Genomic DNA, 14,745 nt, shown 5'->3' on the forward strand with positions numbered 1-14,745 from the left:
CCCCACATCGACCCTGAGCATTCCCTGACACCGACTACAGTCGGCCATATGACCAAGTGGGAATACGCAACCGTGCCTCTGCTCGTCCACGCCACGAAGCAGATTCTGGACACCTGGGGCGAGGACGGCTGGGAGCTGGTCCAGGTCGTGCCCGGCCCGAACAACCCCGAGCAGCTGGTGGCCTACCTGAAGCGGGAGAAGCAGGCATGAGCGCCGTCGAGGACAAGCTCGCGTCGCTCGGCCTGACCCTGCCCGAGGTCGTGCCCCCGCTGGCGTCCTACCAGCCGGCCGTCCAGTCCGGCGTGTACGTCTACACCGCCGGCCAGCTGCCGATGGTGGACGGAAAGCTCGCCGTGACCGGCAAGGTCGGCGCCGAGGTCACCCCCGAGGAGGCCAAGGACCTGGCCCGCACCTGCGCGCTGAACGCGCTGGCGGCGGTCAAGTCGGTCGCCGGTGACCTGGACCGCATCGCGCGCGTCGTGAAGGTCGTCGGCTTCGTGGCGTCGGCGCCGGACTTCACCGGCCAGCCCGGCGTGATCAACGGCGCCAGCGAGCTGCTCGGCGAGGTGCTCGGCGACAAGGGCGTGCACGCGCGCAGCGCGGTCGGCGTGGCCGTGCTCCCGCTGGACGCGCCGGTCGAGGTCGAGTTCCAGGTGGAGCTGACGGAGGCGTAAACGCTGTTCGACCCCCTGGGGGCGGGAGTTCCCGCACCAGGGGGCTCCGATGGTTGCCTCTCGAACATCAGCCCACTAGGGGATAGCCTCCGCCCATGGCAAATGGGCAGTGGTACCCCCCGGAGTGGCCCGACCGCATCCGCGCCCTCGCGAGCGGCGAGCTGACTCCGGCGACCCCGCGCCGCGCCGCGACCGTCATGCTCCTCAGGGACGGCGCGGACCAGGGCGCACCTGAAGTACACATGCTGCGCAGACGCGCCTCCATGGCCTTCGCCGGAGGCGCGTACGCGTATCCGGGCGGGGGCGTCGACCCGCGCGACGACGACCGGCTGGTGCGCTGGGCGGGCCCCACGCGCGCGTCCTGGGCCGCCCGGCTCGGCGTCGACGACGAGGCGGCCGCCCAGGCGATCGTCTGCGCGGCGGTCCGTGAGACGTACGAGGAGGCGGGCGTCCTGCTCGCCGGGCCCACCCCGGAGACCGTCGTGGGCGACACGACCGGCGCGGACTGGGAGGCCGACCGGGAGGCCCTGGTGGCCCGTGACGTCTCCTTCGCGGAGTTCCTGGACCGCCGGGGCCTGTTCCTGCGCAGCGACCTGCTCGCCGCGTGGGCCCGCTGGATCACGCCCGAGTTCGAGCCCAAGCGCTACGACACGTTCTTCTTCGTGGCCGCCCTGCCCGAGGGGCAGCGCACCCGCAACGCGTCCACGGAGGCCGACCGCACGGTCTGGATCCGTCCCTCGGAGGCCGCCGCCGGCTACGACAAGGGCGAGCTCCTGATGATGCCGCCCACGATCTCGACGCTGCGGGCCCTGGGCGTCCATGCGTCGCCCCGCGCGGCCCTGGCCGCGGCGCCGTCCCAGGACATGACCCCGGTCCTCGCCCAAGCCCACCTCAGGGACGGCGAGTTGGTCCTCTCCTGGCCGGGCCACGACGAGTTCACGAAGCGCATCGCGACGGACGGCACGCGGTGACGTCCCCCCGGGGACGGTCCCCGGGGACGGCCCCGCACCCGGCATTGGTGCCGATACCCCGGCGGCACCGGGGCGGGTGCCCTCTTTATCGCTCCCCGGCACGGTCCGGCTGCGCCGGGGCTGGAGCCACGGTCATCGCCACCCGGCACGGTCCGGCGGCGCCGGGGCTGGGGCCACACTTATCGCTGCCCGGCACCGTGGGCTGTGCCCACCCGTTCCGCCGTGCGGAACGCCTGCCCACAGCGGGGACGGCCACCGGCCCGCCCCCACCGGGGCGCGGTCGCAGACGCTCCCGAGGGGACGTGGGGGTATGTGCGAACGGAGCACCGAGCCAGCTCTGGCGTCTTTGGACTTGGGGCGGGGCGCAGGGATGGCGAGTACGCACATACCCCCGCGGCCCCGCCCCACAGACGAACCCAAGGCGCACCAGCCCAAGGCGCCCCGCCAGACGCTCGCGGCCCCGCCCCACAGACGAAGCAAGGGCGCAGACGCCAGCCCAAGGCGACACGCGCCTCAGGAACTCACGACCTCACGACAGGAGTCACCCCCGCATGACCGATGCCGCCGCCCTGCCCGGCCAGCCCCGCGGCGGGGTCCTCAGTGGCCCCGCCACCGCCCGCGCGGTCAACGTCCTCGCGCCCAACCCCTCCGCGATGACCCTGGACGGCACGAACACCTGGATCGTCGCGGAGCCGGACTCCCCGCTCGCCGTGGTCGTCGACCCGGGCCCGCTGGACGACGCCCACCTCAGCCACGTCATCGAGACCGCCGAGAAGGCGGGCAAGCGCGTCGCCCTGACGCTCCTCACCCACGGCCACCCCGACCACGCGGAGGGAGCGGCCCGCTTCGCGGAGCTGACCGGCACCCACGTACGCGCCCTCGACCCGGCGCTGCGCCTGGGCGACGAGGGCCTCGCGGCCGGTGACGTGATCACCACGGGCGGCCTGGAGATGCGCGTCGTCCCCACCCCCGGCCACACCGCGGACTCGCTCTGCTTCCATCTGCCCGCCGACCGCGCGGTCCTGACGGGCGACACGATCCTCGGCCGCGGCACGACCGTCGTGGCGCACCCCGACGGCCGTCTGGGCGACTACCTGGACTCGCTGCGCAGGCTGCGCTCCCTGACGGTCGACGACGGCGTCCACACGGTCCTGCCGGGCCACGGCCCGGTCCTCGACGACGCCCAGGGGGCCGTCGAGTTCTACCTCGCGCACCGCGCCAACCGGCTGGCCCAGGTCGAGACGGCCGTGGAGGACGGCTACGTGGAGGCCTCGGACGTCGTCGCGCACGTGTACGCCGACGTGGACCGCTCCCTGTGGCCGGCGGCGGAACTCTCGGTGCGGGCGCAGCTGGACTACTTGCGGGAGCACGGCCTGATCTGACGAGCGACCGGGGACTGACGAGGACCGGGGACTGACGAGCGGCCCGGGACTAGGGGGCGGTAGGGGGCCCGAACCGTCCCGTACCGCCCCTAGTGTGCGGACCGTTCCGGCACTCGGCACCTCGACGGAAGGCAGGCGGTCGTCCGTGGCGACAGTCCTCATCACCGGTTGCAGCAGCGGCATCGGCCTGGAGACGGCGTTGGCGTTCGCGCGGAGAGGGGACCGGGTCCACGCCTCGATGCGCGACACGGCCAAGGCGGAAGACCTCCGCACACGCGCGCGTGCCGAGGGCCTGGACGTGGAGGTCCTGGCCCTCGACGTCACCGACGACGCGTCCGTGACCGCCGCCGTCCGCGCGGTCGAGGAACGCGACGGCGCGCTCGACGTCCTCGTGAACAACGCCGGCATCGACTTCACGGGCGCCGTCGAGGCCACGCCCTGGGAGCAGGCCCGTGCGGTGATGGAGACCAACTACTGGGGCGCGCTGCGCACCGTCCGCGCCGCCCTGCCCGCCATGCGGGCCCGCGGCGGCGGCGTGATCGTCAACGTGAGCTCCTTCGCGGGCCGCATGTGGGCGGTGCCGCACGGCGGCTTCTACACCTCCAGCAAGGCCGCGCTCGGGGCCGTGAGCGAGGCGCTGGCGGCGGAGGCGGGGCCGTTCGGCATCCGCGTGGTGTGCGTCGAGCCGGGCAGCTTCGCCTCGCGCATGCGCGCCAACGCGGGCCTTCGGGAGTCCGCCGAGGGCGACGCGTACGCGGCGGACGAGGCATGGCTCGCGCGGTTCCTGTCCCGCGTGGGCGAGGCCTCCGGAGACTGCGCCGAGGTCGCCACGGCCGTCGTCGCCGCCGTGGAGAACCCCGAGGCCCCGCTGCACACGGTGGTCGGCAAGGACGCGGAGATGGCGCTGGAGTTCACGGCGGGGATGTCGTACGAGGACTGGTACCCGCAGTTCGTCCAGCAGGCGGAGTCCGTGGCGGGCCCGCGCCCGACCCCTGGGAACAGCTGACGGGCACGCAACCCGCGCGTACCGCCCGAGACGTCCGAGAGCGGCCTCAGGGCTGCTCAGGGCTGCTCAGGACCGCTCAGGGCTCCTCAGGGCTGCTCAGACCGCTCAGGGCCGCGGCGCCTTGACCCCGTGCACGCGCGCGTACTCCTCGGCCAGCCACGGCCCGGTCTCCTCGGTGTACGAGGCCAGGACGCCCCGGTCGGCGACGGGTGCGTACGCGACGGCGGCGGCCGCACGGATCCGCTCGCCCCACTCCGGGTAGTACCGGCCGAACACCTCGGCCATCCGGTCGAGTTCGCCGGTCCAGCCGCCCCAGCGCGGCATGACGAGCGTGAAGGCGGTCCGCACGAGGTGCCGGGACACCGCACGGCACAGCCGGCGCAGCGCGTCCTCGTCGTCGCCCGCGGCGGCGATCCGCTCGCGCCAGCGCGGCAGGAGGAGCGCGAGGTCGCCGTTGGTCTCGCGGGCGAGCAGCGCGTCGGGCCGGTAGCGCGGCAGGAACTCGGCGAGGTCGTCGCCGAGCAGCGGCGTGCAGAGGCAGGCGACGAACCACCCCAGGTCGTACGTCTCCGGCGCGCTCAGCACCCGCGCCCGCCCGAGCAGCAGCGCCCCGACGCCGTCGACCTGCCCGAACTCCGCGTCGAGCGCGGCCTCCAGCGCGTCGACGGCGGCCCGGTCGGCCTCCGTGGGCTCCTCGCGCAGGACGATCAGCAGGTCGAGGTCGGACCGCCCGGCCCGCGCGGTCCCGCGGGGCACGGACCCGTACAGGTACGCGCTGTCCAGGCGCGCCCCGAAGAGCGCGAGCACCCGGTCACGCGCGGCGGCGACGACGGGCCGGAACGCGTCCGGCACGCGCGCGAGGGACCCTTCCCGCGCGATGTACCCGTCCGCGTCGAGCCCGGTCCCGGCATCGTTGACGGCACCACTGGTGGTCATGGGGCAACTGTGCAACGCGTCGGGCCCCGCCTCCGAAGAGGCAGGGCCCGGCATCGTACGAACGGGTCGTCAGCGCGACCGCTTGGCGAGGCGCTCCACGTCCAGGAGGATCACGGCGCGGGCCTCCAGCCGCAGCCAGCCGCGTCCCGCGAAGTCCGCGAGGGCCTTGTTGACCGTCTCGCGGGAGGCGCCGACCAGCTGGGCCAGCTCTTCCTGCGTGAGGTCGTGCACGACGTGGATGCCCTCCTCGGACTGCACGCCGAAGCGGCGCGACAGGTCGAGGAGCGCGCGGGCCACACGGCCCGGAACGTCCGAGAAGACCAGGTCGGACATCTGGTCGTTGGTCTTGCGCAGGCGCCGGGCGACGGCGCGCAGCAGCGCGGCGGCCACCTCGGGCCGGGCGTTCAGCCACGGCTGGAGGTCGCCGTGGCCCAGGCCCAGCAGCTTCACCTCGGTGAGTGCGGAGGCCGTGGCCGTCCGCGGACCCGGGTCGAAGAGCGACAGCTCACCGATGAGCTCACCGGGACCGAGCACCGCGAGCATGTTCTCGCGGCCGTCGGGCGAGGTGCGGTGGAGCTTCACCTTGCCCTCGGTGACCACGTACAGGCGGTCTCCGGGGTCGCCCTCATGGAAAAGCGCATCCCCGCGCGCGAGCGTCACCTCACTCATGGAGGCGCGGAGCTCCGCGGCCTGCTCGTCATCGAGCGCCGCGAAGAGCGGGGCGCGCCGCAGAACGTCGTCCACGAGTTCTCTCCTTGTCGACCTGCTCAGGGGATCTTGGTTCCCCCGCATATCAGGGGACCGTGTTCCCCATTTTGCCGGACGGTCCAAACAGTGTGATCAGTCACAAGTCTGCCGCACTGGCGTCGCATGCTGTGCGGGAGGGGGCCAATTGGGGGCCGATCCATGGGCTCAAGGACGGATGTCAGTGCCGGGCTCTAGGCTGGCCGGGTGTCCAAAAAGCCGGTGACAGCGCAGGCCGAGGGGGCTGAGCAGGTGGCCGCACCCCGCGATTCCGCTGTGGGCGAACACGCGTCCAGTAACCCCGGTAAAGCGACAAAACGGACAAGGTCGGCGGTTGCGGCTGAGGGCCCGACACGGTCCGTACGTCCCGCATCCGCACCCGCACCCGCACCCGAGTCCGCGCACCAGACTGCCCCGGCGAAGAAGGCACCCATGGCGAAGAAGGCGGCGCCCGCCGCGAAGAAGACGACGGCTCCGGTGAAGAAGACTCCCGCCACGAAGACGGCAGCCGCCACGAAGACGGCAGCCGCCACGAAGAAGACGACCGCCTCCAAGACGGCAACCCCCAGGACGGCAACCTCCAAGACGACAGCCCCCAAGAAGACACCGGCCACCGCCAAAACGGAGTCCCACACCGCCCTCGTCCGCCGCGCCCGGCGGATCAACCGCGAGCTCGCCGAGGTGTACTCGTACGCCCACCCGGAGCTGGACTTCGAGAACCCCTTCGAGCTCCTGGTCGCCACGGTCCTCTCCGCCCAGACCACCGACCTGCGCGTGAACCAGACGACCCCGCGCCTGTTCGCCAAGTACCCGACTCCGGAGGACCTCGCCGCGGCCGTCCCCGAGGAGGTCGAGGAGCTGATCAGGCCGACCGGCTTCTTCCGCGCCAAGACGAAGTCGATCATGGGCCTGGCGAAGGCGCTGCGCGACGACTTCGGGGGCGAGGTGCCGGGCCGGCTCGACGACCTGGTGAAGCTGCCGGGCGTGGGCCGCAAGACCGCCTTCGTCGTCCTCGGCAACGCCTTCGGCGTCCCCGGCATCACCGTGGACACCCACTTCGGCCGTCTGGTGCGCCGCTGGAAGTGGACCGAGGAGACGGACCCGGAGAAGGTCGAGACGGCCGTCGCCGCGCTCTTCCCCAAGAGCGAGTGGACGATGCTCTCGCACCGGGTGATCTTCCACGGCCGCCGCATCTGCCACTCCCGCAAGCCCGCCTGCGGCGCCTGCCCGATCGCCCCGCTCTGTCCTTCGTACGGAGAAGGGGAGACGGACCCGGAGAAGGCGAAGAAGCTCCTGAAGTACGAGATGGGCGGCCTCCCGGGCCAGCGCCTCAAGCCTCCGGCGGACTACCCGGGCAAGCCGGCGCCGCCGCTGGCCGGGGGGTGACGAGGACGCCGGGTGGAACGAACGGGGAGGACAAGAGCGTTGTCCAGAGACGGACGGGGGTGCCGATGACGCACGCGAGCGACACGACCAGCACGACCAGCGGGACGACCACGGACGGAGAAGGGCAGCAGCGGCCGGACCACGGCCGCCACGACGGCCCGGCCCTCCTCAGCAAGGACGGCCTGCCCCCGTGGCTGACCCCCGTCGTCGACGCCGCCGAGACCATCCAGCCGCTCCAGCTGAGCCGCTTCCTGCCCCCGGAGAGCGGCGCCGGACGCCAGTCCGCCGTACTCGTCCTCTTCGGAGAGGGCGAGCAGGGCCCCGAGCTGCTGCTCATGGAGCGCGCGGGGTCCCTGCGCTCGCATGCCGGCCAGCCCTCCTTCCCCGGCGGCTCCCTCGACCCCGAGGACGGCGACCCACGGACGGACGGCCCGCTGCGCGCCGCCCTGCGCGAGGCCGAGGAGGAGACGGGCCTCGACCCCCGCGGCGTCCAGCTCTTCGGCGTGCTGCCCCGCCTCTTCATCCCGGTGAGCGATTTCGTCGTCACGCCCGTGCTCGGCTGGTGGCGCACACCGACCCCGGTGGGCGTCGTCGATCCGAACGAGACCGCCCGCGTCTTCACGGTTCCCGTGTCCGATCTCACGGACCCCGCGAATCGCGCGACGGCCGTCCACCCCAGCGGTCACCGCGGTCCCGCGTTCCTCGTCGAGTCCGCTCTGGTCTGGGGTTTTACGGCCGGAGTGATCGATAGACTCCTGCACTTCGCAGGCTGGGAGCGCCCGTGGGACCGCACCAAGCAGGTCCCGCTCGACTGGCGCGCATGACAAGGTTGCGGGGACGAGGCGACCGCGATGCGAGGCGAGGATTGAATCGGTGAACGTGCTGGATGTCCTGTTGCTGCTCGCCGCGGTGTGGTTCGCGATCGTGGGCTATCGCCAGGGCTTCGTGGTCGGCATCCTCTCGGTGATCGGGTTCCTGGGCGGCGGTCTCGTCGCCGTCTATCTGCTGCCGATCATCTGGGACGCGCTCACGGACGACGACGCGGCCGGGGTCAGTACGACCGCGGCGGTGGTCGCCGTCGTCATCGTGATCGTCTGCGCGTCGATCGGCCAGGCCTTCACCACCCACCTCGGCAACAAGCTGCGCAGATACATCACATGGCAGCCCGCCCGCGCCCTGGACGCGACGGGCGGCGCGCTGGTCAACGTCGTGGCGATGCTCCTGGTCGCCTGGCTGATCGGCTCCGCCCTCGCGGGCACGACGCTGCCGACGCTCGGCAAGGAGGTGCGCAACTCCAAGGTCCTCCTCGGCGTCTCCCGCGCGCTGCCCGGCCAGGCCGACACGTGGTTCGCCGACTTCTCCTCGGTGCTCGCGCAGAACGGCTTCCCGCAGGTCTTCAGCCCGTTCTCGAACGAGCCGATCACCGAGGTCCAGCCCCCCGACCCCAAGCTCGCCAAGAGCCAGGTCGCCACGACCGCCAAGCGTTCCATCGTGAAGGTCCGCGGTGAGGCCCGCAGTTGCGGCAAGGTCCTCGAAGGCACCGGCTTCGTCTTCGCCGACCGCCGCGTGATGACGAACGCGCACGTGGTCGGCGGCGTGGACTCCCCGACGGTCCAGATAGGCGGTCAGAGCCAGACGTACGACGCGAAGGTCGTCCTCTACGACTGGGAGCGGGACATCGCCGTCCTGGACGTGCCCACGCTCAGGGCGCCCGCCCTGCAGTTCACGTCCAAGGACGCGACCAGCGGCGCCGGCGCGATCGTCGCGGGCTTCCCCGAGGACGGGCCCTACGACGTCCGCCCCGCGCGCGTGCGCGGCCGCATCACGGCGAACGGCCCGGACATCTATCACCGCGGCACCGTGCGCCGTGACGTGTACTCGCTCTACGCGACCGTCCGCCAGGGCAACTCCGGCGGCCCGCTGCTCACACCCGACGGCAAGGTCTACGGCGTGGTGTTCGCGAAGTCCCTCGACGACCCGGACACCGGCTATGCGCTGACGGCGGACGAGGTGCGCGAGGACATCGAGCGGGGCCGCACCGCCAACCAAGAGGTCGACAGCCAGGGCTGCGCGCTCTAGGGCGGCGGCCGGGAAGCCCGGGGGACGGGGTCAGTCGCGCGTGTGCCGAAGCCGCGCGGAGACCCATCGGGCCCTCCGGCGGAGAATGCGGGGAATGCCCATTTCCTGAGGGGGGCCGTGATGGCCCGGATCCTGTGGCCCGCCCCTCTCGTGGCTGTTCAGCGCTGTGGCCGAGCGGCGATTGCGTGCTGCGTCACTGTAGTCGTGCGTCCAGCCCATACCCCGACGTGTGCCCGTGCCTCATGGTCGGTAACCGCGCACAGGGGCCCCAATTGGCCTATGCGCCAGGCAATTGGCGTTCGTAGGACAGGTGTTCTCATCCACCCCGCCAAACCCCACCAGACCGCCCATCCCGACCGCGTCACCGATCCGGTTCGGGGTCCTTCAGCCAGTTGACCAGCTCCGTGGAGAACGCCACCGGGTCCTCCTCGTGCGGGAAGTGGCCGAGGCCGTCGAACAGGCGCCAGCGGTAGGGCGCTTCGACGTACTCGCCGGAGCCCGCCGCGCTGCGCGTCCGCATCACCGGGTCCAGCGAGCCGTGCAGGTGCAGCGTCGGCACCCGCACCGGGCGCTTCATGCGGCGGTTGAACTGGATGCCGTCGGGCCGCGCCATCGACCGCACCATCCAGCGGTACGGCTCGATCGAGCAGTGCGCCGTCGACGGGATGCACATGGCCCGCTGGTACGTCAGGACCGCGTCGTCGTCCGGCAGGCGCGGTCCCGACCAGTCGCGGACCAGACGGCCCACCAGGGCCCCGTCGTCGGCGACCAGTTGACGCTCCGGCAGCCACGGCCGCTGGAAGCCCCACACGTAGGAGCCCGCCGCGGTCTGCTTGCGGTCGGAGAGCATCGCCGAGCGCCAGCGCCGCGGATGCGGCATCGAGGACACGGCGAGGCGGCGCACCAGCTTGGGCCGCATCACGGCCGCCGTCCACGCGAGATAGCCGCCCAGGTCGTGCCCGACGAGCGCGGCGTCCGGCTCGCCGAGGGAGCGCACGACGCCCGTGATGTCGAGCGCGAGGTTCGCCGGGTCGTAGCCGCGCGGCGTGCGGTCGCTGCCGCCCACGCCCCGCAGGTCCATCGCGACGGCCCGGAAGCCCGCGTCGGCGAGCGCCACCAGCTGGTGCCGCCACGTCCACCAGAACTGCGGAAAGCCGTGCAGCAGCAGGACCAGCGGCCCGTCACCCATCTCGGCGATGTGGAAGCGCGCTCCGTTGGCGGCCACGTCCCGGTGGGTCCAGGGCCCCTCGACGCGCACGACCGATGCGGGTTGCGCCGAATGGGCGGCGGGGGCGAGGTCCTGAGGGGCGGGGTCCGTCATGAAGACGAGCGTGCCACAGCGTCCGCCGTCTCACCGACTCGGCCACTCACGGCACCCACAGGGCTCACCGGCCGGGGGTGCGGCTTGACGTTCCCCAGTACGGCGGCCGTCTCCTTGGCCGAGGCGGCGACCTTCTGCGGGCCCTTGCCCTTCTTGGCCTTCTTCGCGAAGACGACACCGATCAGCGCGAGCAGCCCGGCGACCAGCACATTGGCCGCGAAGGACAGCACGAAGCAGATCGCGAGGTTCCAGTTGCTCCAGGTGCGGATGCCGTACGCGAGGGCGAAGCTCAGCATCGGCAGCGAGAAGATGAGGACGGCGCCGGCCGCGGCGAACGCGGCACCGCCGAGCGCACCGCGCTTGACGTCCTGTCGCAGCTGGGCCTTGGCCAGCGCGATCTCGTCGTGCACCAGCGCGGACATCTCGCTGGTCGCCGTGGCGACCAACTGGCCGAGGCTGCGCTCGGAGCCGACGGGGGCGTCGGGTGAGCTCATCGCGTTCTCCCCTTTTTCTCTTCTGATCTCTTCTGAGATATGTCTGCTCAGATCATGCCGGACCGCTGCCATCCTCGCGTTCCCCACCCGAGACTTCGGCAAGCCTGCGGTGTTCCGCGGCCTTCTTCTCGTAGATGGCGGCCATCCGGAGGTGGTACTCCGGGTTGTCCATCTCGTAGACGTCGGGGATGCCGTCGAGGTCGTCGTCGCGCTCCTCGTCCTCCCACAGCCTGCGGTACTTGGCGTTCCGCATCTTCAGGAGGACCCCGGAGAGCACCGCCGCTATGAGCGAGCCGATCAGGACGGCCGCCTTGATCTCGTCGGTGAGCAGCGGGTCCTCGGTGAAGGCGAGTTCGCCGATCAGGAGCGACACCGTGAAGCCGATGCCCGCGAGGGAGGCGACCGCGAACACGTCGGGCCAGGCCAGGTCCTCGTTCAGCTCGGCCCTGGTGAAGCGCGCCGCGAGCCAGGTGCCGCCGAAGATGCCGACCGCCTTGCCGACCACGAGGCCGAGCACCACACCGAGCGTCTCCGGCTGGGTGAAGACGTCGCGCAGCGCACCGCCCGAGACGGCGACACCGGCGCTGAACAGGGCGAACAGCGGGACGGCGAGCCCCGCGGAGATGGGGCGCACGAGGTGCTCGATGTGCTCGCCGGGGGAGTGCTCCTCGCTGTCGCTCTCCTTGTGGCAGCGCAGCATCAGGCCCATGGCGACGCCCGCGATGGTGGCGTGGACGCCGCTGTTGTACATCAGCCCCCAGATGGCCAGACCCAGCGGAACGTAGATGTACCAGCCGCGCACCCGCTTCCTGAGCAGCAGCCAGAAGACGGCGAGGCCGAGGACGGCACCGCCGAGGGCCGCGAAGTTCAGCTCGCTGGTGAAGAAGACCGCGATGATCAGGATCGCGAAGAGGTCGTCGACGACGGCGAGCGTGAGCAGGAAGGCGCGCAGGGCGGACGGCAGCGAGGTGCCGATGACCGCGAGGACCGCGAGCGCGAAGGCGATGTCGGTCGCGGTCGGCACGGCCCAGCCGTCCATCGAGCCGCCGCCGACGGTGTTGGTCAGGACGTAGACGAGTGCGGGCACGGCCATGCCGCACAGCGCCGCGACGACGGGCAGGGCAGCGGCCTTGGGATCGCGCAGGTCACCCGCGACGAGCTCGCGCTTGAGCTCGATGCCGGCCACGAAGAAGAAGACGGCGAGCAGTCCGTCGGCGGCCCAGTGCTGGATGGACAGATCGAGGCCGAGCGAACCGGGCCCGATGTGGAACGTGCGTACGGATTCGTATGAGCCGCCGGCCGTGTTGGCCCAGATCAGCGCGGTGACGGCGGCGACGAGCAGCAGGACGCCGCCGACGGTCTCGGTGCGCAGGGCATTGGCGACGAAGTTCCGCTCGGGCAGGGAGAGGCGTCCGAGGAACTTTCGCTTGTCAGTGCTGGGGGCGGGCGCGGCCACGAGAGTCGACCTCCGGTCGGGTAGGCAGGACAGAGCACATGCCGACCAGACTTCCCGGCGCACCTAGATGTTTCTTGTCGCGTTGTTGACGCGATCCTTAGCTTACCTAACGTACGCCCGGGCGTATCCAGTGATCTTCACCTTAAGCACAAAAAGGGCACCCGGCGCGCTTGGCGCCGGGTGCCCTCTTCGCTCCCGCAGGGATCCGGTCACTCCCGGAGGGATCCGGTCACTCCCCAAGAGATCCGGGATCAGTCCTCGCTGGGCGCCGCCGGCAGCCTCGACTGGATCAGGTCCATCACCGAGGAGTCCGTGAGTGTGGTGACGTCACCCAGCTCGCGGTTCTCCGCGACGTCCCGCAGCAGGCGCCGCATGATCTTCCCGGACCGGGTCTTCGGCAGCTCGGCCACCGGAAGGACCCGCTTCGGCTTGGCGATCGGGCCGAGCGTGGCACCCACGTGGTTGCGCAGGTCCGCGACGAGCCCCTCGTCCTCGGCGTTCGCCGAGCCGCGCAGGATCACGAAGGCCACGATGGCCTGGCCCGTCGTCTCGTCCGCCGCGCCCACGACCGCCGCCTCGGCGACCGCCGGGTGCGAGACGAGCGCCGACTCGACCTCGGTGGTGGAGATGTTGTGCCCGGAGACGAGCATCACGTCGTCCACCCGGCCGAGCAGCCAGATGTCGCCGTCCTCGTCCTTCTTGGCACCGTCACCGGCGAAGTACTTGCCCTCGAAGCGCGACCAGTACGTGTCGATGAACCGCTGGTTGTCGCCCCAGATGGTGCGCAGCATCGACGGCCACGGCTCGGTCAGGACGAGATAGCCACCGCCGCCGTTCGGCACCTCGCTCGCCTCGTCGTCGACGACGGTGGCGGAGATGCCCGGCAGCGCGCGCTGCGCGGAGCCCGGCTTGGTCTCGGTCACGCCGGGCAGCGGCGAGATCATCATCGCGCCCGTCTCGGTCTGCCACCAGGTGTCCACGATGGGGCACTTGTCGCCGCCGATGTTCTTGCGGTACCAGACCCAGGCCTCGGGGTTGATCGGCTCGCCGACCGACCCGAGCACCCGCAGCGAGGACAGGTCGAACTTCGCGGGGATGTCGTCGCCCCACTTCATGAACGTCCGGATCGCCGTCGGCGCGGTGTAGAGGATCGTGACCCCGTACTTCTGGACGATCTCCCAGAAGCGGCCCTGGTGGGGGGTGTCGGGGGTGCCCTCGTACATCACCTGCGTCGCGCCGTTCGCCAGCGGGCCGTACGTGATGTACGAGTGGCCGGTGACCCAGCCGATGTCGGCCGTGCACCAGTAGACATCGGTCTCCGGCTTGAGGTCGAAGACCGCGTGGTGGGTGTACGACGCCTGCGTGAGGTAGCCGCCGGAGGTGTGCAGGATGCCCTTCGGCTTACCCGTGGTGCCCGAGGTGTAGAGGATGAAGAGCGGGTGCTCGGCGTCGAAGGCCTCGGGGGTGTGCTCCGCGGACTGCTTCTGCGTGGCCTCGTGCCACCACACGTCGCGGCCCTCGGTCCAGGCCACGTCCTGGCCGGTGCGGCGCACCACGAGGACGTGGCGCACGCCCTCGACGCGGCCCAGGGCCTCGTCCACGGCGGGCTTGAGCGCGGAGGGCTTGCCCCTGCGGTAGCCGCCGTCGGCGGTGATGACGACCTTGGCGTCCGCGTCCTTGATGCGGGCCGCGATGGCGTCGGCGGAGAAGCCGCCGAAGACCACCGAGTGCGCGGCGCCGATGCGGGCGCAGGCCAGCATCGCGACGACCGCCTCGGGGACCATCGGCAGATAGACGGCGACGCGGTCGCCCTTCTGGACGCCCAGCTCGGTCAGGGCGTTGGCGGCCCGGCTGACCTCGTCCTTGAGCTCGGCGTAGGTGATGGCCCGGCTGTCGCCGGGCTCACCCTCGAAGTGGATCGCCACACGGTCGCCGTTTCCGGCCTCCACGTGACGGTCCACGCAGTTGTACGCGACGTTGAGCTTCCCGTCGGCGAACCACTTGGCGAACGGCGGGTTCGACCAGTCGAGCGTCTCGGTCGGCTCCGTGGCCCAGGTCAGCCGGCGGGCCTGCTCGGCCCAGAAGCCGAGCCGGTCAGCCTTGGCCTGCTCGTACGCCTCCGCGGTGACGTTTGCGGCGGCCGCCAGCTCCGCCGGCGGCGCGAAGCGACGCTCCTCCTTCAAGAGGTTGGCCAGGCTTTCGTTGCTCACGACATCTCCCTTTCCCAGGGTGTCCGTTGTGTCCGAAGCCACAGCTCATCAGACACAACCCGTGGTGACAAGGGCCTGCCGAAAAT

The 14,745-nt window shown here is 71.5% G+C and carries 15 protein-coding genes; 8 read left to right on the forward strand and 7 right to left on the reverse strand.

Translation table 11 applies throughout. The features are described 5' to 3' along the window. Positions 1 to 48 precede the first annotated feature (48 nt). The 5 genes from AB0L89_RS27390 to AB0L89_RS27410 all read left to right on the forward strand — a co-directional run bounded on the left by AB0L89_RS27390 (position 49) and on the right by AB0L89_RS27410 (position 4,033). A complete protein-coding gene (locus tag AB0L89_RS27390; RefSeq protein ID WP_003975360.1) occupies positions 49 to 210 on the forward strand; it encodes a DUF4177 domain-containing protein in 162 nt (53 codons plus the stop codon). Then, positions 207 to 674, forward strand: coding sequence for a RidA family protein (locus tag AB0L89_RS27395; protein WP_365146139.1), 468 nt, complete (start codon positions 207 to 209; stop codon positions 672 to 674). Before AB0L89_RS27390 ends, AB0L89_RS27395 begins: the two co-directional genes overlap by 4 nt. 95 nt (positions 675 to 769) lie before the next feature. Continuing rightward, entirely contained in the window at positions 770 to 1,645 is an 876-nt protein-coding gene (locus AB0L89_RS27400; RefSeq protein ID WP_365146142.1) for an NUDIX hydrolase, read from the forward strand. A 551-nt stretch (positions 1,646 to 2,196) separates the two neighbouring features. Then, positions 2,197 to 3,027, forward strand: coding sequence for an MBL fold metallo-hydrolase (locus AB0L89_RS27405; RefSeq protein ID WP_365146145.1), 831 nt, complete (start codon positions 2,197 to 2,199; stop codon positions 3,025 to 3,027). Positions 3,028 to 3,172: 145 nt separating this feature from the next. Beyond that, a complete protein-coding gene (locus tag AB0L89_RS27410; RefSeq protein WP_365146148.1) occupies positions 3,173 to 4,033 on the forward strand; it encodes an SDR family oxidoreductase in 861 nt (286 codons plus the stop codon). Between the two features lie 105 nt (positions 4,034 to 4,138). Here AB0L89_RS27410 and AB0L89_RS27415 read toward each other — a convergent pair whose 3' ends face one another. Continuing rightward, positions 4,139 to 4,969: a nucleotidyltransferase domain-containing protein gene (locus tag AB0L89_RS27415; protein WP_365146151.1), complete on the reverse strand. Its 831-nt coding sequence runs from the start codon at positions 4,967 to 4,969 to the stop codon at positions 4,139 to 4,141. Positions 4,970 to 5,038: 69 nt separating this feature from the next. Beyond that, positions 5,039 to 5,713, reverse strand: coding sequence for a Crp/Fnr family transcriptional regulator (locus tag AB0L89_RS27420; RefSeq protein WP_016642758.1), 675 nt, complete (start codon positions 5,711 to 5,713; stop codon positions 5,039 to 5,041). 432 nt (positions 5,714 to 6,145) lie between these two features. Between AB0L89_RS27420 and nth the strand changes: the two genes are divergently transcribed. The 3 genes from nth to AB0L89_RS27435 all read left to right on the forward strand — a co-directional run bounded on the left by nth (position 6,146) and on the right by AB0L89_RS27435 (position 9,178). Beyond that, a complete protein-coding gene (gene nth, locus AB0L89_RS27425; protein WP_365146154.1) occupies positions 6,146 to 7,099 on the forward strand; it encodes an endonuclease III in 954 nt (317 codons plus the stop codon). 65 nt (positions 7,100 to 7,164) lie between these two features. Then, positions 7,165 to 7,923 (forward strand): CoA pyrophosphatase, encoded by a 759-nt coding sequence (locus AB0L89_RS27430; RefSeq protein ID WP_365146157.1) that lies wholly within the window; start codon positions 7,165 to 7,167, stop codon positions 7,921 to 7,923. 49 nt (positions 7,924 to 7,972) lie between these two features. Next, a complete protein-coding gene (locus AB0L89_RS27435) occupies positions 7,973 to 9,178 on the forward strand; it encodes a MarP family serine protease (RefSeq protein ID WP_365146160.1) in 1,206 nt (401 codons plus the stop codon). Between the two features lie 30 nt (positions 9,179 to 9,208). On the opposite strand, the gene AB0L89_RS27440 is transcribed toward AB0L89_RS27435, so the two are convergent. The 5 genes from AB0L89_RS27440 to acs all read right to left on the reverse strand — a co-directional run bounded on the left by AB0L89_RS27440 (position 9,209) and on the right by acs (position 14,701). Next, positions 9,209 to 9,397 carry a hypothetical protein gene (locus AB0L89_RS27440; RefSeq protein ID WP_079036593.1) on the reverse strand — a complete coding sequence of 63 codons (189 nt, stop codon included), beginning with the start codon at positions 9,395 to 9,397 and terminating at the stop codon, positions 9,209 to 9,211. Between the two features lie 142 nt (positions 9,398 to 9,539). After that, positions 9,540 to 10,499: an alpha/beta hydrolase gene (locus AB0L89_RS27445; protein WP_365146162.1), complete on the reverse strand. Its 960-nt coding sequence runs from the start codon at positions 10,497 to 10,499 to the stop codon at positions 9,540 to 9,542. Continuing rightward, positions 10,496 to 10,993, reverse strand: a complete 498-nt coding sequence (locus AB0L89_RS27450) for a phage holin family protein (RefSeq protein ID WP_365146165.1) — start codon at positions 10,991 to 10,993, stop codon at positions 10,496 to 10,498. Before AB0L89_RS27450 ends, AB0L89_RS27445 begins: the two co-directional genes overlap by 4 nt. 52 nt (positions 10,994 to 11,045) lie before the next feature. Continuing rightward, positions 11,046 to 12,449, reverse strand: a complete 1,404-nt coding sequence (nhaA, locus tag AB0L89_RS27455) for a Na+/H+ antiporter NhaA (protein ID WP_365146167.1) — start codon at positions 12,447 to 12,449, stop codon at positions 11,046 to 11,048. Positions 12,450 to 12,700: 251 nt separating this feature from the next. Beyond that, positions 12,701 to 14,701: an acetate--CoA ligase gene (gene acs / locus AB0L89_RS27460; RefSeq protein ID WP_365146170.1), complete on the reverse strand. Its 2,001-nt coding sequence runs from the start codon at positions 14,699 to 14,701 to the stop codon at positions 12,701 to 12,703. Between the last annotated feature and the right edge of the window lie 44 nt (positions 14,702 to 14,745).

The organism is Streptomyces sp. NPDC052114, from assembly GCF_040680155.1.
Lineage (GTDB): Bacteria > Actinomycetota > Actinomycetes > Streptomycetales > Streptomycetaceae > Streptomyces.

Excerpts from the sequence above, each read along its gene's own strand:
- AB0L89_RS27390 (WP_003975360.1), top strand. The coding sequence starts at position 49 with ATGACCAAGTGGGAATACGCAACCGTGCCTCTGCTCGTCCACGCCACG.
- nth (WP_365146154.1), top strand. The coding sequence starts at position 6,146 with ATGGCGAAGAAGGCGGCGCCCGCCGCGAAGAAGACGACGGCTCCGGTG.
- AB0L89_RS27450 (WP_365146165.1), bottom strand. The coding sequence starts at position 10,993 with ATGAGCTCACCCGACGCCCCCGTCGGCTCCGAGCGCAGCCTCGGCCAG.
- AB0L89_RS27400 (WP_365146142.1), top strand. The coding sequence starts at position 770 with ATGGCAAATGGGCAGTGGTACCCCCCGGAGTGGCCCGACCGCATCCGC.
- AB0L89_RS27415 (WP_365146151.1), bottom strand. The coding sequence starts at position 4,969 with ATGACCACCAGTGGTGCCGTCAACGATGCCGGGACCGGGCTCGACGCG.
- AB0L89_RS27405 (WP_365146145.1), top strand. The coding sequence starts at position 2,197 with ATGACCGATGCCGCCGCCCTGCCCGGCCAGCCCCGCGGCGGGGTCCTC.
- AB0L89_RS27445 (WP_365146162.1), bottom strand. The coding sequence starts at position 10,499 with ATGACGGACCCCGCCCCTCAGGACCTCGCCCCCGCCGCCCATTCGGCG.
- AB0L89_RS27395 (WP_365146139.1), top strand. The coding sequence starts at position 207 with ATGAGCGCCGTCGAGGACAAGCTCGCGTCGCTCGGCCTGACCCTGCCC.
- AB0L89_RS27440 (WP_079036593.1), bottom strand. The coding sequence starts at position 9,397 with ATGGGCTGGACGCACGACTACAGTGACGCAGCACGCAATCGCCGCTCG.
- AB0L89_RS27430 (WP_365146157.1), top strand. The coding sequence starts at position 7,165 with ATGACGCACGCGAGCGACACGACCAGCACGACCAGCGGGACGACCACG.